Raw genomic sequence first — 22,734 nt, 5'->3', positions numbered from 1 at the left:
TGTAGCGCGGTCAGAACCGGATGCTGAGAGTAGTTCCGTTATCGGCGAGACTGGCCGAGCGCCGCTGGGCGTGAATCCGAAAGGGTTCGATACTCCCTTGTGTTGAGCACAGAGCCAAGTATTGGTAACAATCTAATATAGAAGTACTATGTAATGAATTGTTGAATTTAACTATATTCATTCAGATGTCATTATTAGGTGCTGTTCTGGCGGGTAAGTCGCAACTCAGAAGTTCTGCGCATCCTTCGTCAAAACTGCTATGTCTACGACGTTGACCGTCGAAGGGATGAGTTGTGGTCACTGTGAGCAGACCGTCGAGGAGGCCATCGAGGCGCTCGCTGGTGTCCAAGGCGCTGAAGCCGACAAAGACGCCGAACAGGTGTCTGTCGACGGCGACGTCAGCACAGAACAACTCATCGCCGCTGTGGAGGACGCGGGGTACGACGCAGAGACCTGAGACAGCCCCACTGCGAATACTGTTGTAGCTGTTGTCGACACGACTTCGTTAGCTACTGCTAAGTAGCGAATACCCATCACGCAGTCAAGCGGTGTGAGGAAAATCCCGCTCAGTCGAACAGCCCTTCTTTCCGAAAGCCGGCCATCAGATCGTCGATAAGGGCCGCAGCCGTCTCGTAAGGATAGTCCTGATACTCGGCGTATTCTGTGCCAAAATCCATCACCCCGATGCGGACATCCCCTGCTTCGAATGTCGTACTCGGGCCGTCCGGCAGAACTGGTACCAGTTCCATCGGTTCCTCGACAGGGTACTCTGCGCTGGTGAAAACCGCCTCTAATTCCGCTCTAAGCTGCTCGGCAGTGTCGTCTGTCATACCGGTGACTTGGTTGAGAGAGACAAAAGGCTTGTTCTGTGCCAACGGTAGGAGGAGCGCATCACTCGGTGTAGCCGAGGTCGCGGAGGTTTTTCAGGATCTCTTCGTCTTCGACGGCAGTATCGATGGCTTCGTCCACGATATCCTGTCGCTGTTGCACTACTTGCAGAAGCTGTCGCGCACTTCTGAGTTTGTATCGGACTTCGGGGTCGTCCACGTCGTCGAAAGCGCCCTCCAGCAGTTCGTCGATTGTGGCGAGTGTCGTTTCGGCCATAGAACCGCTATTGGGAGTGATTTACTAAGTTTTGCTGGATTTTCCCGGGAAGTGAGCCTTGATTAATAGGAGAGAGAGAGTCTCTCACACTGTTGCTCAGAATGTGTGTGAGTCTTCTGGAAAACCGAAGGTTGGGATTCCTGCAGATTGCGATATTGTAATAACATTTTTTATCGAGCTATTGGAACGAGCAGTCGATGCCCTCCAGGTCGCGGCGGACATTCCTCGGAATGGTCGCCACCGGATCAGTCGCCAGCATCGCTGGCTGTTCGTCGTCGTGCCCTGACGACGGCGCACCAGACCCATCGCATACAGTCGAACCGGGTATCGACAGCGCCGGCTTCGAAACAGTGCCCGACGGCTCGTGGCCGTTGCCGCGGTTCGACGCGACGAACACGGGCTATGCGCCAGTCGGGATGGAAACCACGACGCCGTCGGTCAGATGGCACGCAGATGTTTCAACATCGTCTGGTGACGGTGAAACCACCGGTGCAAGCGCGGGGGTTGTCGCCGACGGAACTGTCGTGCTAACGACGGCGACCGGTGTCGTCGCCCTATCGCTCCGTGACGGTACAGAACAGTGGCGGCGCGATCTCACACCGGCGACAGTCCCGTCAGTGGTCGACCTTGGAGACGAACCAGCGCCGCCGGTAATATCCAACAATCGCGTCTTTCTCGCTACAGCAGACAGTGTCACCGCGCTTGAGATTGGAGATGGATCCGTCGCGTGGCGAAACACCGACACAGTCGGGGCAGGCGTTCCGACGGTGACTGATGACGCCCTGTTCGTTCCCACGACTGACGGGGTAGCGAGATTTGCGACCGACGACGGACGCCAGCAGTGGACGGCGACCGCCGACGGGACGAGGCTGGCCGTGGCCGACAGTACCGTCGTCATCGCCGGTGAGAAGATAACGGCAGTGGATGCCGCAGCCGGCGAGGTCCAGTGGGAACACTCGGACCGACCTTCGGGATACCCCGTCGTCTCTGACGGGACCGTCTATGTGAGCGGCACGTACGGCGACCTGATAGGCCGGTCACTCACCGACGGGACCGAGCAGTGGCGTCTCGACGACAGACGGTCACTCGAATTTCCGGTCGTGACGCCCGATAGCGTGTACGCAATCGAGCGCCCCGGTGAGTCATCCAGCGCGACGTTCGCCTTCGACCGCGTCGAAAACGGGCCACCGGTTCCCCGGTGGTGCTCGGAAATCAATATCGGTGGTGCGGTGACTGCCGCGGCTGACGACGCTGTGTTCACGTTCCAGAGTGATGATGGCCTCACCGCGTTCACCACGCGCCTGGGCGAGGCAGTATGGCAGTATCCGGCCGAGTATCAGGCTGTCTCACTGGCGGTACTCGATGGCGGAATCGTGAGCGTGTCGCCGGACGGAACCGTCGTGGCCCTCGGAGGTGAGTGACCTGCTATGTGGCGTCGCTCATATCGGCTCGCCGGTCCGATTCTCGGTTTGAGTGCAGTCTGTCTGCTCGTCACCGCAGTGCCGCTGGAACTCTGGCCGACACCGCGGCCGGGTGATTCGTATGTGTTCAACCCACCGCCGTTTAGCGCAATTTGGGTACAACGGACGCTCAGACCGGGACTCGTCATAAGCGCGAACGCGCTGCTGGTAGTCGGAATGGGCACAGTACTCAGGCGAGACAGCGCGTCGATGTCTCGCTTGCAGCGCGCGTTCGCACTCGGCGCACTCTTTGGCGCTGGGGCCTGTTTGCTTGGCACGCTGTTGTTCACCACAGCCGGCACAAACGATATCGGGAGAGAACTCACCGCCTTCCTCATCTGGGCGCTCGCGATCCCGCTCGTGATCCTAGGACTCGTCGGCTGGGGCGCTGGCTACCTCCGGTCGGAAAGGACTCGACTCGGTGCCGCCCTCACTGTCCCACCAGTACTCGCTGTTGCGTACATCGGTCTCTCGATGGCAGGTATCGACTTCTCACCCGTTGGCAGGCTGCTGGTGATTATCCCGACGAGTGGCATGGCGCTTGTCGTCGGCTATGACCTGTGGACCGACAGCGCCGTCTCCGAGGATAGATAACGGGGCCGACGGCGACCTGTTCCAGACAACGAGTAGCCGGTTCACCCGAGTAACCCAGCCCGACCGGGGATTATCGGTTCTGAACGCTCGGGCTGTCGGTCAAACACCGCGATGACCGAGGCGGCATCGGGTAGATGTGGTAGTATGTACTCCCCGTCTGCGTGTTCGATAGTAACCGTCTCTGTTCCGAGCAACGAATCGAGCGGCGTCTGCTCAATGCGGAGGCCACTTTCCTCCCACGACTCGATGCGCCAGAGTGCCGTGCCGAACAGACGGTCATATGCGACGAGCGCACCAGCGTCAGGGTCAATCCGGTATTCGATCGTCCCGTATCGCAATAGCTGATCGAGACACAGCAGGAGAGCCGGGATGCTAACGCTTGCGAGAACGATCACGGCGACGATGTCCCACGCACTGCCGATTGCAAACAGGACCGCAACGAGCAGCCCCATGCCACCGAGAAACAGGCTTCCTGGGTGATACGGGAGCCGGAGGAGGCCGCCGATGACCCGTCCCCAGCGAACCGGACGAACCCGTTCAGGTGCATCAGTGAGCGTCCCGTCGATAGATCGTGCCTTCGGCGGGGCCGTTTGCCAGCCGTGTTCCTCATCGTATGACTTAAAATAGACGGCGAGACGGTCGCTGTAGACGCCCAGGAGGTCGGACGTGAATTTGAAACAGACGACCATGAGTACCAGTGGTAGTCCGACGACAGTCGGGTCAAGACTGCCGAGTTCTGCTTCAGGCCCCTCCGTAGCTGCTGTTATCAGTGCCAGCGTGAGGATGCCGCCGAGAAAGACGGTTACTATCCGAGGGAACAGTCCACGAAACGCCGTCGTCGAGTTGTGTCTCCGATACTCCCCGTTGTAGAAGTAATTCCGTACCGTTGTGATCCCTGTCAGAACGAAAATCCCGATAGTTGCCAGCAGCACACCAGTTACCGTCTCTGTACTGGGTTCCGGCAGTGGACCGATGAGCAGGGCCCCAGTAACCAACCAAACGACTGCCAGGATTAGAACGGTAATTGGGAGCGCGAGTAGCGTCGTGAGATAGACTCGTAAATCGGTTCTCGGGACGGAGAGGGCGAACTGTCGGTCCGCCAGCGGTCCCATAAGCAAGGCGCTGGTCTCAATATCCGGCGGGCGACCAGCGAACACTGCCCGAACGAGTGCCCAGACCGAGTCGACGCCGAGCTCGAACCAGTACAGAAACAGCAGTGCAGCCGCACTCCAGTCAAACAGTCCGACACCGACGACGGGGAGAGAATTTGAGACGATGGTACTGAGGAGTTCTGTCCGACGGCTATTCTCCGCGTAGAGAACCCGTCTGGTGAAGGGCATTATCCGTGGTGACGGCTAATGGCATATGAACGAAACGATTGCACGGCCAGCAGTGTGCTACGCTACAAGCGGAGTTTCAGTACGCTGGCGACCCCCTGAATCACGGATGAGACTGGCTACGCACTGCCATCGAATGAATTAACGCCACTGTTCAGAAGACAGCGACCGAGATCACTTCTCTTACTCGCTCGCTGCCCTCGCTGCAGGTGTGAGCCGCCAGCGCCGGACCCCTCGGTGTGTGTTGAATCCGACCAAGCCTTTCAGGGTGAGTTGCTGGAGATGTGTCGTGACATACGGTTTCGGGGCCGCAAGGCGTGCAGAGATTGGGCTGTCGGGACAGCCGTCGCCTCGCAGTCTTCGAGTCCTGCCAGAACCTCGTCGTTTGTCAGTTGGTCAATCGCCATACTACCCATTCGGGCTGGCAAGTAACAATTGAAACGATGCACACACTGATCGCACTGCCGTCGTGCGATCAGGTGTGTATTGATTTTCAATGGCTACTATAGTTTGTGACTACGACTCGAATACACGTCAACACCTGAGTGCGTACGTGGCAATCTCGCAGGCTGTCTCAGATTGTTCCGGTGGGAGCGATGCTGACTCAGCTATGGGCCAGAACACGGCTAAAAACGAGCGGTCTCCACGTTACTGGCACCTATCCCACAGCTTGGCTATGTCGTCACGCGTCGGTCTCGCGGCGGATCATGGCTGTCGCCTCGTATGAAATAACCAGTTCGTCGTCCTGATTCAGTCCTTCGTGCCGGGTGGTGATGTACCCACGACTCGGGTCGCTGTCGGAGGGTCGCTTGTCGATGATTTCGGTTCGTAGTCGTAGCGTGTCACCGGGTTGGAGCGGCTGATGCCAGCGGAGATCGTCGACGCCGACGCCAGCCTGCGTTGCCATATCCTCGCTGTTCTCGACGTTGAGACGCATGCAGATCGCGGCGGTCTGCCACCCGGAAGCGACTAGCCCGCCGAAGACGGAGTCCTTCGCTGCGTCCGCATCGGTGTGGAACGGTTGCGGGTCGTACTTCTCGCCGAATTCTACGATCTCGGATTTCGACACAGTGTATCCATCGGATTGTCGTACGTCGCCAACCGAAACATCCTCGTAAAGTTTCATACGATCATGCACAGGGTGCACAAACAAAAAACCCGGCGCGATCACCGACAGAATGCAGTTCCGTGGGTATGGCAGCAATACCGGATTCAGGAATTATTGCGATGCGTTCGAGAGTCGCTGGCGAACAATATGCAGTAAGCCAAAGCGGCGAACAAACCCTCTCGGTGGTGCCGTGCTCAGAATAGCAGCGGATTCAAGCGCGGCGTACTTAGCTCGAACTCAGTCGGTCGCTCCAGTTTCCGCTCGTAACTGCGACGGCGAGGGCAACAGTGCCGACCACAGCGATAAGCGCTCGGCCGCCGAGTCCCAGCGACATCCCGGCGAGCGACGCGAGCGTGTTCGTCAGCAAGAACAGCACGACGACGGGGAGAACCCAACTGACCGTCAGGAGCCACGGCCTGGCTAACCACCCGAAGCTTTCGGTTCCGGCGCGGAACTCCGCCAGCGCTTCCCCGCGCAGTAGCCAGCCGACGATGACGGTGAACGCGAACAGTCCGACGGTCAACATGAGGTCTGCGAGCGTGCCGGAGACGAACTGGAACACCGGGCTCGTGAGTGCCAGCCCGCTCCCGGTGGCCGCAAGCAGGACCGAGACCAGCACCGTTGCCCGGCGTCGCGGGACGCCGAAGCTGTCGACGAGCGTGGCGACCGGCGTTTCGAGCAGGCTGATACCGCTGGTCACCGCGGCCATCAACACGGTCGCGAAAAACGCCGTCGCGACGAGTTCCCCGCCCGGGAGCGTCGCAAACGCTGTCGCGAGCGCAACGAACAACGCGCCAGGGCCACCCTGTCCGGGGTCGACACCCTGGGAAAACAGCAACGGAATGACGACCAAGCCGGCGAGGACACCGATGAACGTGTTCGAGACAGCGATGACCAGCGTGTCTCGCGGAAGGGATGCGTTGTCGTCGAGATACGAGGCGTACGTCAACATGACTCCAGCGCCGAGCGAGAGCGTGAACAGCGCCTGGCCCGCCGCTGGCCCGATAACGCTCAGGAAGTTGGCGGCGAGATACTCGGCGTCGAAGCTGAGATAGAACGCGTAGCCGGCGGCCGTTCCCGGCTGGGTGGCCGTCCATACCGCGAGGCCGACCAGGATTAGCACGACGCCGGGCAGCATCACCTTCGAGACGCGTTCGATACCGTGGCTCACGCCGAAGAAGACGATCCCGGCGACGCTCCCGAGAAACAGCAGGTGAAAGGCGACCGCTTCGAGGCCGAAGCTCATTGCCCCGAAGTACTGCTGGGGCTGCCCGAAGTACGCCCCGACCGGCGAGACCAGCGTGTAGCGAAGGATCCACCCGCCGACGACAGAGTAGAACGAAAGGATGACGAGTGTCGTGAGGACGTTGAACGCGCCCAGCCACGACCCCCAGCGGGAGCCGGTGAGCGAGCGAAGCGCCGCTGTCGGCGTCTGTCGGCCACAGCGGCCGAGGACGAACTCAGCGAGCAGTCCCGGGACGCCGATGCCGACGACGACGAGCAGGTAGACGATGAGGAACGCGCTGCCACCGTTCCCGGCGGTCAGCCACGGGAACCGCCAGATGTTCCCGAGGCCCGCCGCACCGCCGACAGCGGCCAGCACGAAGCCGAGGTTCGATATCCATGAGTCACGTTCGGACATTCGTGTACACGTCTGTACAGTGGGTACTCAAATCCCTGTTGATTCGGTTGCTTGCCCGTGGTTATGAAGGCGTCAGCTAGCCGACAGCCGGGCCCGTATGCCGGCTATGCCACAGCAGTCCGTATCGACTGCCAGCACGCCGGCCATTTGGCGCGAAAATGCCCCCGTAATCCGCCTCAGACCGCGAGGTACTCCGCAATCGCGTCCTCGTCGGCGATTGTCGACGGACCGAGTTCGTCGACGACCGTCCCACGCTCCATCGCGTAACAGCGGTCCGCCATCTCGCGGATAACCCCGAGGTTCTGCTCGACGAACAGAATCGTCGTTCCGAGGTCCTCGTTAATCGTCTGCATGTCCTGGCTGATTTGGTCAACGATAGATGGCTGGACGCCCTCGCTCGGCTCGTCGAGCAAGAGCAAGTCGGGGTTCGAGACCAGTGCCCGGCCGATGGCAAGCATCTGCTGTTGCCCGCCCGAGAGCGTGCCGGCCTCCTGGCTGGCCCGTTCTTCGAGGACCGGGAAGTAGTCGTATATCTGGTCGTATAGCGTCTCGTCGCTGTCCGACCGGATAGTCTCGCCCATCTTGATGTTCTGCTCGACGGTTAGCTTGGGGAACACGTCCCGGCCCTGTGGGATGTAGCCGATGCCGGCCCGTGCGCGTTCGTCGGCGGAGGTGGTCGTCACGTCGGTGCCGTCGTAGCTGATGGTCCCCTCGCTGGGCTCCAGCAGCCCCATCACCGTCTTCAGGAGCGTCGTCTTGCCGACGCCGTTTTTCCCCATCACGCCGACGATTTCCCCTTCCTCGACGGAGAGGTCCACGTCCCGCAGTATCGGTGTCGTGTCGTAGGCGGCGGAAACATCGTCGAGTTCGAGCATCACGACTCACCCCCCAGATATATCCGCTGGACCTCCGGATCGGATTCTATCTCCTCGATCGGCCCTTCGCGGAACACCTCGCCGTTGTGCAGGACAGTCACTTCTTCGGCGATGCTCGCGACGAAGTCGGTGTCGTGCTCGATGACGACAAAGGCGATTCCTTGCTCCTCGTTGAGCCGCGTGATCCGCTCGGCGATGGCTTCGCGTTCGGCCACGTCGAGGCCGGCGACCGGCTCGTCCAGCAGGAGCAAGTCGGGTTCGAGCGCGGCAGCCATCCCGATTTCCAGTTGCTGTTGCTGCCCGTGTGAGAGTTGTCCGGCATCGACGTCCTCGTAGCCGGTGAGCCCCGCGGCCTCAATGGCCTCGGCGACCAGCCGGCGTCGCTCCTCCCCGTCGGCGAACTGCTGGACGGGGAGCCTGACGTTCTCTCTAACGCTCAGGGCACCGTACACGGATGGGACCTGGAATTTCATACTGATACCGCGTGAGACCCGCTCGTGTGGGTCGAGATCGGTGATGTCGTGGCCGTTGTAGTAGATACTGCCGGCGGTCGCCTCGTACGAGCCGGTAATCAGGTTCAGCAGCGTCGACTTGCCAGCGCCGTTGGGGCCGATGAGACAGCGTAGCTCCCCTTCGGCGACCGAGAAGTCCACGTCGTCCGTGGCGGTGAACCCGCCGAACTGTTTCACGAGCCCGTCGGTCTGTAGCAGTGTCTCAGTTCTGTCCCCCGTTGCCAGCTCCGCGGCGGTCTGTCGGACGTTCGGTCCGAGCGAATCAATGTCGGATTCGGTTTCAGTGTCACTCATTAGTCACTCACCTCACTCGACGCATCAGGAGCGTCAGGCCCACCGGCTTCGCCCGGGCCGAGTCGGGCGTCGACGATTTGCCGGTGGACCCACGGGACGAACCCGCCGGGGAGCACCAGAATCGTCACCAGCAACAGAGTGCCAAGCAAGACCAGCGCCAGCTCACCCGCCATCGAGATGCGGAGGTATTCGATGGCGAGCGTTGCGACGACGGCCCCAAGCAGGCTCTTTCGGCCGCCGATACTCACCCAGATGACCGGCAGCGTCGCGAACAGCAGCGAGAACACGGTCGGGTCGATGTAGACGTTCCGTGCAGCGTACAGCACGCCAGACAGACCCGCCAGCGCGCCGCCGAGCGTGAACACGACGAACTTGATGCGGGTCACGTTGTAGCCGAACATCTCGGTCCGGTCCTCGTCCTCGCGGACGGCGACCATCACGCGGCCGTAGTCCGAGTTGACCAGGACTCGCAGCCCGAGGTACGTTCCGACCAACAACACCAGCACGAGGTAGTAGAACGGGCTGAGTTCGAACGATCCGATACCGATAACCCGCATCGGGAACGGGTTGTACATGAACTGGTAGGAGGCCCCCTCAACGCCAAGGGTCAACACCGGAATGTCTGGCATTCCGTTGAAGCCGCCAAGCGCTGCCTCGCCGATAGCCCACTCGGACCCCGCGGTCTGGGCCATGAACGTGTGCATGACGATCGTCGAAACGAGCGTGATGATAGTGACGTAGACGTCACGCACCCCGCCGTAGAACATGAAGTAGCCCAGTATCGCCGCACTGAGTCCACCGCCGACGATACCGGCGACGACAGCGGCCGTGATACCGCCCGGGGTCGCGAAGTTGATCGAGACGACGCCGAACGTGTAGGCCCCGATACCGAAGAAGACGACCTGGCCGAAGCTCAGCACACCCGAGTAGCCCCAGACGACCGACAGCGAGAGCCCCAGCAGCGCCAGCACCATGAACAGCGACAGCTGCGAGCCGTCGCCGAACACCGGGTAGACGGCGAGCGCCGCCACGGCGACGACGAAGCCGACCCAGAACCCGCGGGAGTCCCCGATCGTGTTCGGTCCCTCAAACCGGCTTCGGAGCCGGTCCGGGAGCGACCTGTTCGGTGCGCTAGTTGGTTCTGTCGATGACATTTACTCGCTCTCCTGTCTCCGTTTCCGTAGTTGTTCGATGAACCCAGTGATGCCGTCGGGGAGGAACCGGAGCGCGATGAGCGCGGCGACGAGCAACGCGATACGGCCGATGAACGTCCCGTAGAGGTTCGAGAACACGGCCAGTATCGCCCCGAGGACGCCACCCGAGAGCGCGGTCCCGAGGACGACGCTCGGGCCACCGACGACGACGGCGACGAACGACTCGACGAGGAACTGGTCCCCGAGCGTCGGCCGCATCGTGATGACCGGCGCGAAGAGTGCACCCGTCAGCCCTGCCAGTCCTGACCCGATTCCGAACGTCAGCATGTACATACGCTCGGTATCGACACCCATTGCCCGTGCAGTCTCCTTGTCCTGAATGGTTGCACGGGCGCGCATCCCGAACTCGGTCCGGGTAAACAGGTAGTAGGTCGCGACGAGCAGGCCGATACTGACCGCGGCCAGGACGATTCGGTACGTCGAGTAGGAGAACGCGCCGTACTCGATAGGACCAAAGGGCGTCGAGAGGCCGTCGATGGAGTTCCCGAAGGCGATTCGGGTGCCCTGGGTCAGTATCAGGCTGAGCCCGAACGTGGCGACCATCGAGTCGGCCAGCCGGTCGTACAGCGGTTCGATGATGTCCCGGTCGAGCGTCCGCTGGCTGACGTAGTTGGGCACCGCTCCGGAGATGATTACCCGCTCTGTGAGGATTCCGAAGAGGGCGGTGACGACACCGCCGATAGGAATCGCGACGGCGAGCGGAATCCCGAGGTGGGTCACGGACAGCGTGGACGTGTAGGCACCGATGAGGATGAACTCCCCGTGTGCCAGATTGATGACGCCCATGATCCCGAAGATGATGGCCAACCCCGCCGCGGCGAGCACGATGAACGCGAAGCTGTCGAGGAACTGAAGCGCGAGGTTGATCCCGTTTACCATCCCTACTCGGCCTCCTCGTAGTAGTCCACCGGGGTGTACTGGGTCTGCTCCGGGTTCTCGGGGAGGTTACAGCCGGCCGTCTCCGAGAGGAACGTCTCTGGGATCTGCCGGTTCTCGACGGCTTCGACGTTGTGTTCCTCGTCGGCGCGCATAATCCACATGTGGTGGTCGACGTGGTGGGTCGCGCCGTCGAGGCGGATCGTCTCACCCTCGGGCGCTTCGGGTGCCTCCTCGGTGCCGAGTTCGATCCCCGACTCCAGGGCGTCGATGACTTCCGGCTGTTCGGTGGTACCGGCCTGCTCGACGGCTTTCTTGTACATGTACGTCGAGAAGTAGTTGGTCTCGGCCTCCTCGTTGAGGTAGGGGGCGTCGGGGTACTTCTCGAAGTACCGGTCGACGAAGCCGCCGTCACCCGTGTTGCTGTCGGTCGGAACCTCCTCCATGTAGTTGACGCCGGCGTAGATATTGGCCATCGCCGGGGCGTCGAGCCGTCGGTGCTCGTACCCCTGTGCCATCGCCGTCGAGGTGCCGATTGGCACGTCGAGACCGGCCGAGGCTTTCTGCTCGTAGAACGACGTGTGGTTCGCGCCCACGAGCATCGACATGACGAAGTCCGGGTCCGCCTCCTGAATACGGTTGATCGTCGAGCCGAAGGATGATTCGCTGAGCGGGATGAACTCCTCGCCGAGGACGTTCGCGTCGTTCTCGTTTGCCAGCACCTTTACCCAGTCGGCCGAAAGCTGTCCGAAGTTGTAGTCGGCCGCGATGGTGTAGATGTCCGGACCGAACTCCTCGACTAGATACGGGAGGACGATGCCGAGTTGCTGCCGGGCGGTCGGTCCGACCGCGAAGGTGAACTCGTCACAGACACCGCCCTCGTACTGGGTGGTGTAGAAGTACAGCTGTTCGTTGCGGTCGATTATCGGACGTATGGCCTCCCGGGTTGCCGAGGAGTAGCCGGCCCACAGCGCGTCGACGTTCTCCTCGTTGATGGCCGTTCGAGTGAGTTCCTGATAGCGCTGGTTGTCCGACTGGGGGTCGCGCTGGAACGTCTCTATTTGCATTCCGTCGATACCACCGTTGGCGTTGATTTCCTCGATAGCGAGCATCGACGCCTTTGCTTTCGGATCACCAACGAGGGCGAAGTTCCCGGACTGGTCCTCAAGAACGCCAATTTTGAGCGTCTCGGCGCTGCTCGCGGTATCGGTCGAAGTTCCACCTTCACCGGCCGAACAGCCGGCGAGGCCAGCGACGAGTGCGGCCCCACTCGCGCCGAGGAACTGGCGACGGCTGACGGACGGACGACTCATGCTTTCACCGCCAGTTTCTGATTGTTGTTAGAACCATTATATCCGATGCTCTTGACCATCTCTCGTTCTTTGCTCTTGATATCCGAACGTTCGTCCATGATTTCGCTCACAGTGTTGCCGTCCGGGAGGGGGAAAATAAGGTTTACCACTCTTATCTTATATTGTCCGCCATACAGTCTGAAGAGTATAAGGTCGTCAAAGGATATGACGAATAGGCATCGAAGCCACTAGTATTAGCGTGAAAATTTGAATTATTCAGCAATTTTGGGAGAGGAGTTGTCAATACGGCAAAAATAGAAAATAATGGTATTTTTCCGGTTCGGCGGTTTATCTTGCCGCTGTCGGCCAGTTTTGTGCTCTCGACCCTCCAAATCGCCCGTCATATTCTCGCCCGCGCCCCGGGGCCACCTATCGTCGGCACTGCCAGCAGACTGGACGTGAGTCGTGTTGACTCCGAGAAGTAGGACAGTTCGATAGTCTGTCCCCTTTATCTACGGTAGAAACTTTAGCATTTAATTCGTCTGCCGATATAGAGGCGTCACTTGCGCAGAGAGCAACCATTTTAGTATGTGTATTCAAAGAGAGGGGCAGATGATAGACAAACAGTCAGAAACACTACCGGCGGTGGCGCGATGAGCGACGGACTCGTACCCGGTGAGGTCCTCCCTGGCGAGGGAACTGTAACACTGAACGAGGGTCGCGAGACGACCGAAGTGACGGTCGGTAACACCGGCGACCGGCCCTCGCAGGTTGGATCGCATTTCCACTTCTTCGAGGCCAACGCAGCCCTAGAGTTCGACCGCGAGGCTGCCATGGGAATGCGGCTGAACATCCCCGCCGGCACGGCCGTCCGGTTCGAACCCGGCGACGAGCAGACAGTCGAACTCGTCGAAATCGGCGGGAAGCGCCGCGCCCACGGGATGAACGGACTGGTCAACGGGAGCGTCGACGGCGATACGAGCGATGCTGTCGAGCGCATGCGTGCGGCAGGCTTCGGGGACACTGGCGAGACGGCAACGGACGGCGGCGACGCGGAGTCCGACCAATGACACGCGACATCGACCGCGAGAACTACGCCGAGCTGTACGGGCCAACGACGGGTGACAAGGTCCGCCTGGGTGACACGGAACTGTTCGCCGAAGTCGAGGACGACCTGCGGACCCACGGCGACGAGGCGGTTTTCGGCGGCGGGAAGACGCTCCGGGACGGGCTGGGAATGACCCCCGGCGTCACACAGGCGGAGGGCGCACTCGACTGGGTGCTGACGAATGCGACGATTATCGACCCGATACTCGGTATCGTCGCCGCCGACCTCGGAATTCGGAACGGTGAGATCGCCGGCATCGGGAAGGCCGGGAACCCCGACACGATGGACGGCGTCGACATGGTCGTCGGCCCGTCGACGGACGTCTACCCCGCCGAGGGGAAGATTGCCACCGCTGGCGGCCTCGACATCCACATCCACTTCAACTCCGCACAGCTCCACGAACACGCGCTTTCGGGCGGCATCACGACAATGCTCGGTGGCGGGTACGGCGGCGGCGCGACGACGACCACGACCGGCCCGGAGAACATCAAGCGCTTCCTGCAGGCCGCCGAAGCGTGGCCGGTCAACGTCGGCTTCTACGGGAAAGGGAACGCCTCCGAACCCGGTCCGCTGCGGGAGCAGGTCGAAGCGGGTGCCTGCGGGCTGAAACTCCACGAGGACTGGGGGTCGACGCCCGAGACGATCAACACCTGCCTCGAAGTCGCCGAGGACGAGGACGTGCAGGTGTGTATGCACACGGACACGCTGAACGAGGCTGGCTTCGTCGAGAACACGTTCGGTGCCGTCAACGGCCGGACGATGCACCTGTTCCACATCGAGGGCGCGGGCGGCGGCCACGCCCCGGACATCATGGAGATGGTCGGCGAGCCGAACATGCTCCCATCGTCGACGAACCCGTCGATGCCGTACACCGACAACACGTTCGACGAGCACCTGGACATGGTAATGGTGTGTCATCACCTCAACCCCGACGTGCCGGAGGACGTGGCCTTCGCCGAGTCCCGCGTTCGCGCGGAGACCATCGCCGCCGAGGACGTGCTTCACGACATGGGCGCGATTTCGATGATGACCTCCGACTCCCAGGCGATGGGCCGGATGGCCGAGGTCATCCCGCGAACGTGGCAGACGGCCTCGAAGATGAAGTCCCAGCGCGGCCCGCTCCCCGAGGACGAGGGGACCGGCGCGGACAACCACCGCATCAAGCGCTACATCGCGAAGTACACCGTCAACCCCGCTATCAGCGCAGGCATCGAGAAGCATGTCGGAACGCTTGAACCCGGCAAGCTCGCCGATATCTGCCTGTGGGACCCTGCGTTCTTCGGCGTCAAGCCGGCGATGACGTTCAAGGGCGGCTTCCCGGTCCACTCGGAGATGGGCGAGGCCAACGGGTCGCTGATGACCTGCGAACCGATTCTCCAGCGCGAACGGGCCGGCGCGGTCGGCAAGGCCAAACACGGTCTCTCGCTTTCGTTCGTCTCCCCAGCGGCCGCCGAAGCCAACGTCGGCGAGGAGTACGGGCTCGATTCCCGTGTCGTTCCAATCGAGGGCGCACGCACGCCCGGCAAGGACGACATGGTGTACAACGACTATTGCCCCGACGACATCGAAGTCGACCCCGAGACCTTCGAGGTCCGGGTCGACGGTGACCACGTCACCTGCGAACCGTCTTCCGAACTCCCACTCGCACAGCGGTACATGCTATGAAACTCACAGCCAAAGAACAGGAACGACTCACGGTCTTTACCGCAGCAGAGGTCGCGCGACGCCGCAAGGAACGCGGCGTCCCGCTGAACCACCCCGAAGCGGTCGCCTACATCAGCGACTGGTGCATCGAGCGCGGCCGGGACGGTCAGTCGGTCGCCGAGATCCGCTCCGGCGCGTCGAAACTGCTGGGCCGCGAAGACGTGATGGACGGCGTCCCGGAGATGATCGACATGATTCAGGTCGAGCCGGTGTTCCCCGACGGTACGAAACTCGTCACGGTTCACGACCCGATTCGCTCCGACAGTGTCGGGTCGGCCGACGACGATGCACCTGAGGGGGAGACGGCGACCGATGGCGGAGACTCAGCGGGGACAGACGAATGAGTCTCACACATCGGGACGTGGCGACGGTCGGTATCGGCGGCCCGGTCGGCTCCGGAAAGACCTCACTGCTGACCGCGCTCGTCCCAGAACTTCGCGAGCAGGGCCTTGACGTGGGCGTCATCGCCAACGACATCCTCACGCAAGAGGACGCCGACGTGCTGCGCGAACGCTTTGCCGGGGTCGTCCCGGAAGACCTCGTCGCCGGCGTCGAGACGGGAGCGTGCCCGCATACGGGCATCCGCGAGGACCCGTCGATGAACCTCCAACAGATCGATTCGTTCCTGGCCGACCACCCGGAACTGGACCTGGTGCTGGTCGAGAGCGGCGGCGACAACCTCGCGGCGACGTTCAACCCCGAACTCGCCGACTACTCGCTGTACGTCATCTCGGTCGCGGAAGGGGAAGACATCCCCCGCAAGCGCGGCCCCGGCGTCGTCGATTGTGACCTACTCGTCGTCAACAAGACGGATCTCGCGCCTCACGTCGGCGCCGACCTCGACGTGATGGAGCGAGACGCCGACGAGGTCCGGGACGGACCGGTCGTCTTCACCAACTGCAAGGACGAGACGAACATCGACGAGGTGGTGTCACACGTCCGCGAAGGGGTGCTGTTCGCCTGATGGCCGCCGACGCGCCCCACCCGGCGTTCGAGGGGTATGCGACCGAGGCCGTGCCACAGGCCGCCGTAGGGTCGCCGGGGAAAGACGGCGTGCTCGAACTGACCTTCGAGCGGACGGCCGACGGGACGACTCTGGTCCACGACTACGCGACGGTCCCGTTCCACGTCTCGGGGACGCTGGGGCACGACCCCCATCCCGACGCCGACACTGTCTTCGTCCAGTCGCCGACCGGCGGCATCGCCCAGGGCGATCGCCACGACGTGTCGATAACCGTTGAAGAGGAAGCCGTCGCTCACGTCTCGACCCAGAGCTCGACGAAGGTCCAGACGATGACGTGTAACTACGCCGCCGCCGACACGACCCTCAGCGTCGGCACCGACGGCCACCTGGATTACGTGCCCGAGCCGACGATTCTGCACGCCGATTCCCGATACGTGCAGGAACTGACGGTCGACCTGGCCCCCGGCGCGACCGCCGTTGTCAGCGACGTGGTCGTCCCGGGTCGCCTCGCCCGAGGCGAACGGTTCGAGTTCGAACGATACCTCTCCCGCGTGCGCGGGACCGGGCCTGACGGGCTCCTGTTCGAGGACGCAACCCATCTGACGCCGGGAGACAGGGACCCGACAGCACCCGGCGTTCTCGGCGAGTTCACCGTCTACGGGACATCATTCGTCCTCGCACCGCACCGCGACGAGGCCGAACTGAGCGACGCCTTACATGCGGCCGTCACAGACGGCGAAGCCCGGGCCGGTGCGACAGCGCTCCCCAACGGGGCCGGCGTCGCGGTCCGTGCTCTGGGCGACCGGGCTGAGACCGTCCAGGCGACGCTCCACGCGGCCTGGGACCACGCCAGACAGGAGTTAGTGGACGCGCCTGCGCCGTCCGGGAGGAAGTACTGATGCTGGTCGCAGACACCTATCTCGGTCACCGTAACGACGATGCCACCGCCGGGGCCGTCGCTACGTCGGACCACGCAACGGTCGTGCTCTCGGACACTGAACGCCAGCGCTCGCGAGTCCGCACTGAGACGACAGACGGCCGGGACCTCGGTATCGTTGTCGCCCGCGACCTCGCGGACGGCGACGTGCTGGAAGCCGAGGACGGCACCCTCGTCGTCGTCGAACTCGCCGCGATCGAGGCCCTCGTGCTCGATTTCGCCGACAGCGAGGTGTCACCGACCGCGGCGCTGGAGCTCGGTCACGCAGTCGGGAACAGACACTGGAACCTCGCGGTCCGCGACCGAGAGGCCCTGTTCCCCGTGACCGACTCGAAGGAACGGATGGAGACGACGGTCGCCGAACTGCTGCCCGCAGACGTGCCGACGCGGTACGAACACGTTCCGCCGACGACGTTCGATGACGACGGGGTCGATCATACACACGGCGGCGATACCGATGTGCACGACGACGGCGGCCACAGTCACGGCGCCGGCCACGCCCACGACCACGGCGTCCGGACTATCGATGGGGGCGACCAATGAGCGACGCCGCGACGCTCGAATCGTTCCGGCTCGCGGACTCGTTCCTCCCGGTCGGGACCTACACCGTATCGTACGGACTGGAGCAGTTCATTCAGGACGACCGAGTCGACGACGCGGCGGACCTCGAAGCGCTCCTGTCGACGTACCTCCGCCGGCAAGTCGGACCTGCCGAACTCGTCGCGCTCCGGGCTGCACACGCCGCTGCAACCGATGGGAATCTCGAAGCGGTCTGTCGGGCCGACCAGCGGCTTTCGGCCGTGACGCTGGCCGCGGAGTTCCGCGAGAGCGCCAAGCAGTCCGGCGACCGACTGCTCTCGCTCCAGACGGACCTGTGTGACGAGGCGCTCCTGGACCGGTACGCTGAGCGAGTCGCCGCCGATGAAGCCCCCGGCAACTACGCCGTTGTACTCGGCGTTGCGACAGCCCTGGCCGACGTGGCTGTCCGTGACGCCTGCTTGCTGTGCTGTCACGGGTTCGTCACCGGACTGCTGGGCGCAGCCCAGCGCCTCCTCTCGCTCGGCCACACAGATGCCCAGCGAATACTGAATGACCTACAGCCGGTCATCACAGCCGCAGTCGAGGAGAGCGCGGACCGGGGGATAGACGAGATGACGCCGTTCGCCCCACTGGTAGATGTGTTGGCCGCCGAGCACGAACGCGCGGAGCGGCGGCTGTTCGCCAGTTAACGGCCGACCCACGACGGCGGTCCCTTGACACGGAGGCTCCGCGCTGCACTCGGCCATACAAAAATGACGTGACCAGTAGCCAGTTCTGTTATTCGGCACTCGCAACGAGCAGAAACGTCTCCGGTCGCACCGCCTCGAACTCGATTGTGAATCCGTGCTGGCGGAGCGCGTCCGTTGCCTCGGCGGCGGAAAACCGTTCGTCGACGGGCGGGCCGTTGCGACCGCTGCCGGAAGCCGCCCAATCAGCGATGGCGAACGTCCCACCCGAGTTGAGTACCCGTGCGACCTCGTTCAGCGCCCCGTCGCTAGCGAACTCGTGGTACGTCATCGTCGAGAACGCCCCGTCGAGACTGCCGGTATCGAACGGGAGGTCGTCGACCGCACTCGTCACGAGGTCGACGTTGTCAGGGACGCCTTTCTCCCGATAGTAGTCGTGCATCGCTTCCTGGATGTCGACAGCGTACACTGATTCGACGGCCGGTGCGATGTCGTCGGTGTAGAATCCAGTCCCGCTCCCGAGGTCCGCGACCGTCTCGTCACTGTCGGGTGAGAGCGCCCAGTGCAACTCTTCTGCAGAGAGAGAGCGGTACCGTTGCTGAGCGTCTTCGAGTTTGTCGGCCCGGCCGGCGTCGAACGTGTGATACCCCATATTAGAGGTTCTGGAACGCCTCGTCGACGATTTCGCCGGTGTCGGCGACGATGTCCGCCATCTCCTCGTTGTCGGGAGCCATCCCGACGAGGCGGGCGATACGCATAATCGAGACGTGATAGACGCGCTGTTGTCCGGGTTCTTCCTCCCAGATGACGACGTTACAGGCCATGAGCGCACCGAGTTTGTTGTCTGTCGCATCGAGAGCGCGGTCAGCGACTTCGGGGTTACAGGCCCCCAACACGTAGTAGGGGTCACGGTCCGCATCGATCTTCTCGTTGAGCATATCGGAGGGCGAGAACTCGACGGGGACACCGAATCCGGCGTCGGTGAACACGTCTCGGACGTGTTCGATGGCGTCTTCGTGACTCATTTCGAGCGTCGCCTGTTGTTCGCCGATGTCTTCGGGGTCGATCTGGCTCGGGTCGATTGGGAGTACCATTCGTGTGTTGTATTGTGCCTACAGAGCAAAGTCTCTTCGGATATACTGTCGGAGGGGCGGAGCGAATTTTCGAGTTCCGGATCGAGCGGGAGGGTCGTTACTCGTCGATATTGCAACCGTAGCTCGTCGGCGGAGTATGTCTTGTTATGTGGTACTTCGGAAATGATGTGGCTATCAAATGGCTAGTAAAGTACGCCATTACCGACCACTTCCACGGGTACTGAGGCAATTCTACCTGTGAACCCCACACGATAGGCCACACCGACTTGTTGTCATATATGAGACTGGCCTGTCCCGGTTACCGTTTGAGAGAACCGACGGCTGTGATGCCGAGGGTGGGAATCGACTGCTGGTCAGGTCCAACTCTTGACTCTCGTATAGACTCCCGCAGTGCAACTCAGTATTGCAAAGAGTGTACAAAACAAATAAGTCGACCCGGTCCGAATGTCGGAGTGATGACTGACGAGCTAGAGGAGATCAGACGACAAAAACTGGACGAGCTTCGTACCCGGGGTGAGTCGGGTAGTACCAACGAATCTGAATCAGGAGACCCCTCCGAACCGATTACGGTCGATGGAAAAGCCGAGTTGTCCGACACGACTACCGATCACGACGTGGTTCTGGTCGACTTCTACGCCGACTGGTGTGGGCCGTGCCAGATGCTCGAACCCGTCGTCGAAACCGTCGCGGCCGAGACCGCCACGACAGTGGCGAAAATCGACGTCGACGCGAACCAGGAGCTCGCCGCCGAGTACGGCGTTCGGGGAGTCCCGACGCTGCTTCTGTTTGCCGACGGGGAGCCGGTCGAGCGACTCGTCGGAATGCAGGACGAATCACAACTGCGTGCCGTAATCGAAAAGTACGCGTGATTCGGGCGGTAGCGAGTTTACCTGAGAGAAACGGAGGCAAATCCCGTCTCACAAGCGTAGGGGACTCGTAGCGGTTCATCTGGACTCCGTTCTGTAGTCGTTTCTCTCCACAGGCGGGCTCCACGTATAATACCACATAGTATTGTAATATCTGCGAAATACTTTTGCGCACACTGGTTCTATTATAAGATATGACGTTGGTCTTCACCCACCCAGAAACGGTCTGGACGACAGCAAAGGTCGTTAACGGTATATTCGGCCACACATGAGCCCCGCTGCTCCCCTCGCCTACGTTCGAGACCACCGCGAGGAACTGGTCACACTCGCCCTCGACCTCCTGGCGATAGACACGTCGAACCCGCCCGGGGATACGCGTGCGATTGTGACCGATATCGAGGAGTTCCTCGACCCGCTGCCGGTCGACGTCGAGCGGTTCGCAGTCGGCCCGGCGAAGCCCAACCTGCTCGTTCGGATTCCCGGCGAGTCGGACCGAACGCTGCTGTACAACGGGCATCTCGATACGGTTCCCTTCGAGGCCGACGCGTGGACTCACGCTCCGCTCGGCGAGCGCGTCGACGACCGCGTGTACGGCCGCGGCGCGACCGATATGAAAGGTGCCGTGGCGTCGATGCTGCTTGCCATCCAGGCTTTCGCCGCAACCGACGCTGAACCGCCTGTCACGCTCCTGTTTGCCTTTGTGAGCGACGAGGAAGTGGGCGGTGACGCCGGCCTTCCCGCGCTGCTGGAGGCCGGGAAACTCGACGCGGACGCGTGCGTGATCGGCGAACCGACCTGCGAGGCGGGCCGGCATTCCGTCACGGTTGCTGACCGGGGCAGCATCTGGTTGACACTCGAAGCCAGCGGCGAGGGGGCCCACGGTTCCCGGCCGATGCTGGGCATCAACGCGGTCGACCGACTCTACGACGCCGTCGAGACGCTGCGGGACCGCTTTGGTTCTAGACGACTCGATATCGCCCCCGAAGTGGAACCGATCGTCGACGAGTCGGTCGAATACTACGCCCCGTCGCTGGGCGAGGATGTCGCTCATGATCTGTTCCGGTACCCCTCTATCAACCTCGGTGTTCTCGAAGGCGGCGATGCGATAAACAGCGTCCCGCAGTCCGCCCGCGCCGAAATCGATATCCGACTGACCGCCAGGGTGGAGACGCCCGACGTGCTCTCGGAGATCCGGTCCTGTGTCACCGGCTGTGAGGGGATTACGATTACCGATGTCTCCTGGAGCGTCGGGACTGTCGAGGAGTCCGACAGCCCGCTCGTCGAAGCGGTCACGTCGACGGCGGCGGACGTCACAGGTGAACGCGTCTTCCGACGGAGTGCCACGGGCGGCGGCGATGCCAAGACGCTCCGGAACGCGGGCATTCCGACCGTCGAGTTTGCGCTCGGGACCGATACCGTCCACACCCCCGACGAGTACGTCCCGGTCGATGTGCTCGTCGACAATGCAGCCGTCTACACGAGACTGCCGGCAGTGTGGGCGTCACAGACAGCACCGTAGCAGTCCGTTGCGGTGTGATTTTGTCGGCGCGACTGCTCTGGTGGCCGCCGTGCATCGAGTAAGACTTAGGTAGATGTATTGCGTATTTGTGGGTATGGAGAACAATATTGGAGCGACTGATAGACTGACCCGCATCGCTGTTGGCCTCGTGCTGGCAGTTGCTGGACTGGCGACGCTCGGCGGTCTGCTGGGCTTCGGAACGACGGTCGGCGCGGTCGCGACACTGCTTGGTGTCGTCCTCGTCGCGACTGGCCTCGTCCGGATGTGCCTCCTGTACCGACTGCTGGGTATCGACACGTCGGGTTCCCGCTAGGGATGGACCGGTTCCAGAACACCGGCCAGCCCGACTGGGACTGGTGGGGCAAACTCTGGCCGACGCCCGGCGCGACGCTCCGGACACTCGGTGTCGCGTCCGGCGAGTCGGTCGCCGAGGTCGGCTGTGGAAGCGGGTACTTTGCGCTCCCAGCCGCCCGCATCGTCGAGCCCGAGCCGGTGTACGCGCTCGATCTGGATGCGGCCCTCCTCGACGAACTCGAAGATCTCGCCGACCAACAGGAGATCGAGAACGTCGTCCCAATCCACGGCGATGCTCGGAACCTGCCTTCGGCGCTCACTGCCCGCGTCGACACGCTCATGATAGCAAACACGTTGCACGGCGTCGACGACCAGTCCGGCTTTATCCGACAGGCCTTCCGGGCGATTGAGGCTGGCGGGAGCCTACTCGTCGTGAACTGGCACGACCGTCCGCGCGAAACCACGACCGTTGCGGGCGAACCGCGAGGGCCGCCGACGGGGCTTCGGATGCCCTCAGCGGCAACCGAGGATGCGGTGCTCTCGGCGTCGGAGTTCACGCTTGAGCGGCAGGTCGAACTGCCGCCGTACCACTACGCCCTCGTGTTCACCCGATAGAGATAGCGGCGCGCTCCCGGCGGTTCCGTACTCGCCGTACGATCGATACGCTTGCTCCACTGCGCCGGACTCATCTGTTTTCATAATCTTGGAATTTAC

General features: G+C 62.2%; 26 protein-coding genes. 14 read left to right on the top strand and 12 right to left on the bottom strand.

Translation table 11 applies throughout. The features are described 5' to 3' along the window. The first annotated feature begins 259 nt into the window (after window positions 1–259). A complete protein-coding gene (locus C442_RS14975; RefSeq protein ID WP_008311867.1) occupies window positions 260–457 on the top strand; it encodes a heavy-metal-associated domain-containing protein in 198 nt (65 codons plus the stop codon). 109 nt (window positions 458–566) lie between these two features. Here C442_RS14975 and C442_RS14970 read toward each other — a convergent pair whose 3' ends face one another. After that, window positions 567–830, bottom strand: a complete 264-nt coding sequence (locus C442_RS14970) for an MTH865 family protein (protein ID WP_008311865.1) — start codon at window positions 828–830, stop codon at window positions 567–569. A 61-nt stretch (window positions 831–891) separates the two neighbouring features. Further along, window positions 892–1,104: a hypothetical protein gene (locus tag C442_RS14965; RefSeq protein ID WP_008311863.1), complete on the bottom strand. Its 213-nt coding sequence runs from the start codon at window positions 1,102–1,104 to the stop codon at window positions 892–894. A gap of 230 nt (window positions 1,105–1,334) precedes the next feature. Here C442_RS14965 and C442_RS14960 point away from each other — a divergent pair, with 230 nt between their 5' ends. Both C442_RS14960 and C442_RS14955 read left to right on the top strand, forming a co-directional pair. After that, complete coding sequence (locus tag C442_RS14960; protein ID WP_008311861.1) at window positions 1,335–2,525, top strand: outer membrane protein assembly factor BamB family protein; 1,191 nt, start codon at window positions 1,335–1,337, stop codon at window positions 2,523–2,525. A gap of 48 nt (window positions 2,526–2,573) precedes the next feature. Then, window positions 2,574–3,158, top strand: coding sequence for a hypothetical protein (locus C442_RS14955; RefSeq protein WP_239642310.1), 585 nt, complete (start codon window positions 2,574–2,576; stop codon window positions 3,156–3,158). A 41-nt stretch (window positions 3,159–3,199) separates the two neighbouring features. Here C442_RS14955 and C442_RS14950 read toward each other — a convergent pair whose 3' ends face one another. The 8 genes from C442_RS14950 to C442_RS14915 all read right to left on the bottom strand — a co-directional run bounded on the left by C442_RS14950 (window position 3,200) and on the right by C442_RS14915 (window position 12,329). Next, the gene (locus C442_RS14950) at window positions 3,200–4,498 is read right to left on the bottom strand and encodes a DUF6498-containing protein (RefSeq protein WP_008311857.1); all 1,299 of its coding nucleotides are present in this window, start codon (window positions 4,496–4,498) and stop codon (window positions 3,200–3,202) included. Between the two features lie 679 nt (window positions 4,499–5,177). After that, complete coding sequence (locus C442_RS14945; protein WP_008311856.1) at window positions 5,178–5,621, bottom strand: MaoC family dehydratase; 444 nt, start codon at window positions 5,619–5,621, stop codon at window positions 5,178–5,180. 208 nt (window positions 5,622–5,829) lie between these two features. After that, window positions 5,830–7,245, bottom strand: coding sequence for a sodium-dependent transporter (locus tag C442_RS14940; protein ID WP_008311855.1), 1,416 nt, complete (start codon window positions 7,243–7,245; stop codon window positions 5,830–5,832). 176 nt (window positions 7,246–7,421) lie between these two features. Next, window positions 7,422–8,120 carry an ABC transporter ATP-binding protein gene (locus tag C442_RS14935; RefSeq protein WP_008311853.1) on the bottom strand — a complete coding sequence of 233 codons (699 nt, stop codon included), beginning with the start codon at window positions 8,118–8,120 and terminating at the stop codon, window positions 7,422–7,424. Further along, window positions 8,120–8,926 (bottom strand): ABC transporter ATP-binding protein, encoded by an 807-nt coding sequence (locus tag C442_RS14930; protein ID WP_008311851.1) that lies wholly within the window; start codon window positions 8,924–8,926, stop codon window positions 8,120–8,122. The genes C442_RS14935 and C442_RS14930 overlap by 1 nt, the downstream gene beginning before the upstream one ends. Next, the gene (gene urtC, locus C442_RS14925) at window positions 8,926–10,080 is read right to left on the bottom strand and encodes an urea ABC transporter, permease protein UrtC (protein WP_008311849.1); all 1,155 of its coding nucleotides are present in this window, start codon (window positions 10,078–10,080) and stop codon (window positions 8,926–8,928) included. Before urtC ends, C442_RS14930 begins: the two co-directional genes overlap by 1 nt. Continuing rightward, the gene (urtB, locus tag C442_RS14920) at window positions 10,081–11,019 is read right to left on the bottom strand and encodes an urea ABC transporter, permease protein UrtB (protein ID WP_008311848.1); all 939 of its coding nucleotides are present in this window, start codon (window positions 11,017–11,019) and stop codon (window positions 10,081–10,083) included. Between the two features lie 2 nt (window positions 11,020–11,021). Beyond that, window positions 11,022–12,329 carry an urea ABC transporter substrate-binding protein gene (locus C442_RS14915; RefSeq protein WP_008311846.1) on the bottom strand — a complete coding sequence of 436 codons (1,308 nt, stop codon included), beginning with the start codon at window positions 12,327–12,329 and terminating at the stop codon, window positions 11,022–11,024. A gap of 632 nt (window positions 12,330–12,961) precedes the next feature. Between C442_RS14915 and C442_RS14910 the strand changes: the two genes are divergently transcribed. From C442_RS14910 to C442_RS14880, 7 genes are read left to right on the top strand one after another with little or no spacing between them, the layout of a single operon-like run. Further along, window positions 12,962–13,378 (top strand): urease subunit beta, encoded by a 417-nt coding sequence (locus C442_RS14910; protein ID WP_008311844.1) that lies wholly within the window; start codon window positions 12,962–12,964, stop codon window positions 13,376–13,378. After that, entirely contained in the window at window positions 13,375–15,081 is a 1,707-nt protein-coding gene (ureC, locus tag C442_RS14905) for an urease subunit alpha (protein ID WP_008311843.1), read from the top strand. Before C442_RS14910 ends, ureC begins: the two co-directional genes overlap by 4 nt. After that, window positions 15,078–15,464 carry an urease subunit gamma gene (locus C442_RS14900; protein ID WP_008311841.1) on the top strand — a complete coding sequence of 129 codons (387 nt, stop codon included), beginning with the start codon at window positions 15,078–15,080 and terminating at the stop codon, window positions 15,462–15,464. The genes ureC and C442_RS14900 overlap by 4 nt, the downstream gene beginning before the upstream one ends. Beyond that, window positions 15,461–16,084, top strand: coding sequence for an urease accessory protein UreG (gene ureG, locus C442_RS14895; protein WP_008311839.1), 624 nt, complete (start codon window positions 15,461–15,463; stop codon window positions 16,082–16,084). Before C442_RS14900 ends, ureG begins: the two co-directional genes overlap by 4 nt. Then, complete coding sequence (locus C442_RS14890; RefSeq protein ID WP_008311837.1) at window positions 16,084–16,983, top strand: urease accessory protein UreD; 900 nt, start codon at window positions 16,084–16,086, stop codon at window positions 16,981–16,983. Before ureG ends, C442_RS14890 begins: the two co-directional genes overlap by 1 nt. Beyond that, window positions 16,983–17,564: an urease accessory protein UreE gene (locus tag C442_RS14885; RefSeq protein ID WP_008311836.1), complete on the top strand. Its 582-nt coding sequence runs from the start codon at window positions 16,983–16,985 to the stop codon at window positions 17,562–17,564. Before C442_RS14890 ends, C442_RS14885 begins: the two co-directional genes overlap by 1 nt. After that, entirely contained in the window at window positions 17,561–18,250 is a 690-nt protein-coding gene (locus C442_RS14880; RefSeq protein ID WP_008311835.1) for an urease accessory protein UreF, read from the top strand. Before C442_RS14885 ends, C442_RS14880 begins: the two co-directional genes overlap by 4 nt. A gap of 88 nt (window positions 18,251–18,338) precedes the next feature. Here the strand turns inward: C442_RS14880 and C442_RS14875 are convergent, their stop codons facing one another. Next, window positions 18,339–18,899: a class I SAM-dependent methyltransferase gene (locus C442_RS14875; protein WP_008311834.1), complete on the bottom strand. Its 561-nt coding sequence runs from the start codon at window positions 18,897–18,899 to the stop codon at window positions 18,339–18,341. 1 nt (window position 18,900) lies between these two features. Further along, window positions 18,901–19,341 carry a DUF302 domain-containing protein gene (locus C442_RS14870; protein ID WP_008311833.1) on the bottom strand — a complete coding sequence of 147 codons (441 nt, stop codon included), beginning with the start codon at window positions 19,339–19,341 and terminating at the stop codon, window positions 18,901–18,903. Window positions 19,342–19,796: 455 nt separating this feature from the next. On the opposite strand from C442_RS14870, the gene trxA reads away from it, so the two are divergent. The 4 genes from trxA (at window position 19,797) to C442_RS14850 (ending at window position 22,635) form a co-directional block, all read left to right on the top strand. Beyond that, on the top strand, window positions 19,797–20,210 hold the full coding sequence (gene trxA, locus C442_RS14865) for a thioredoxin (protein ID WP_008311832.1): 414 nt from the start codon (window positions 19,797–19,799) through the stop codon (window positions 20,208–20,210). Between the two features lie 265 nt (window positions 20,211–20,475). After that, window positions 20,476–21,726 carry a M20 family metallopeptidase gene (locus C442_RS14860; RefSeq protein ID WP_008311831.1) on the top strand — a complete coding sequence of 417 codons (1,251 nt, stop codon included), beginning with the start codon at window positions 20,476–20,478 and terminating at the stop codon, window positions 21,724–21,726. A 94-nt stretch (window positions 21,727–21,820) separates the two neighbouring features. Next, on the top strand, window positions 21,821–22,039 hold the full coding sequence (locus tag C442_RS14855) for a YgaP family membrane protein (protein ID WP_008311830.1): 219 nt from the start codon (window positions 21,821–21,823) through the stop codon (window positions 22,037–22,039). Window positions 22,040–22,041: 2 nt separating this feature from the next. After that, a complete protein-coding gene (locus tag C442_RS14850) occupies window positions 22,042–22,635 on the top strand; it encodes a class I SAM-dependent methyltransferase (protein WP_008311829.1) in 594 nt (197 codons plus the stop codon). Window positions 22,636–22,734 lie beyond the last annotated feature (99 nt).

This window comes from Haloarcula amylolytica JCM 13557 (genome assembly GCF_000336615.1).
In the GTDB taxonomy this organism is placed as follows: domain Archaea; phylum Halobacteriota; class Halobacteria; order Halobacteriales; family Haloarculaceae; genus Haloarcula; species Haloarcula amylolytica.
This window is presented reverse-complemented; position numbering and strand designations above follow the sequence as displayed.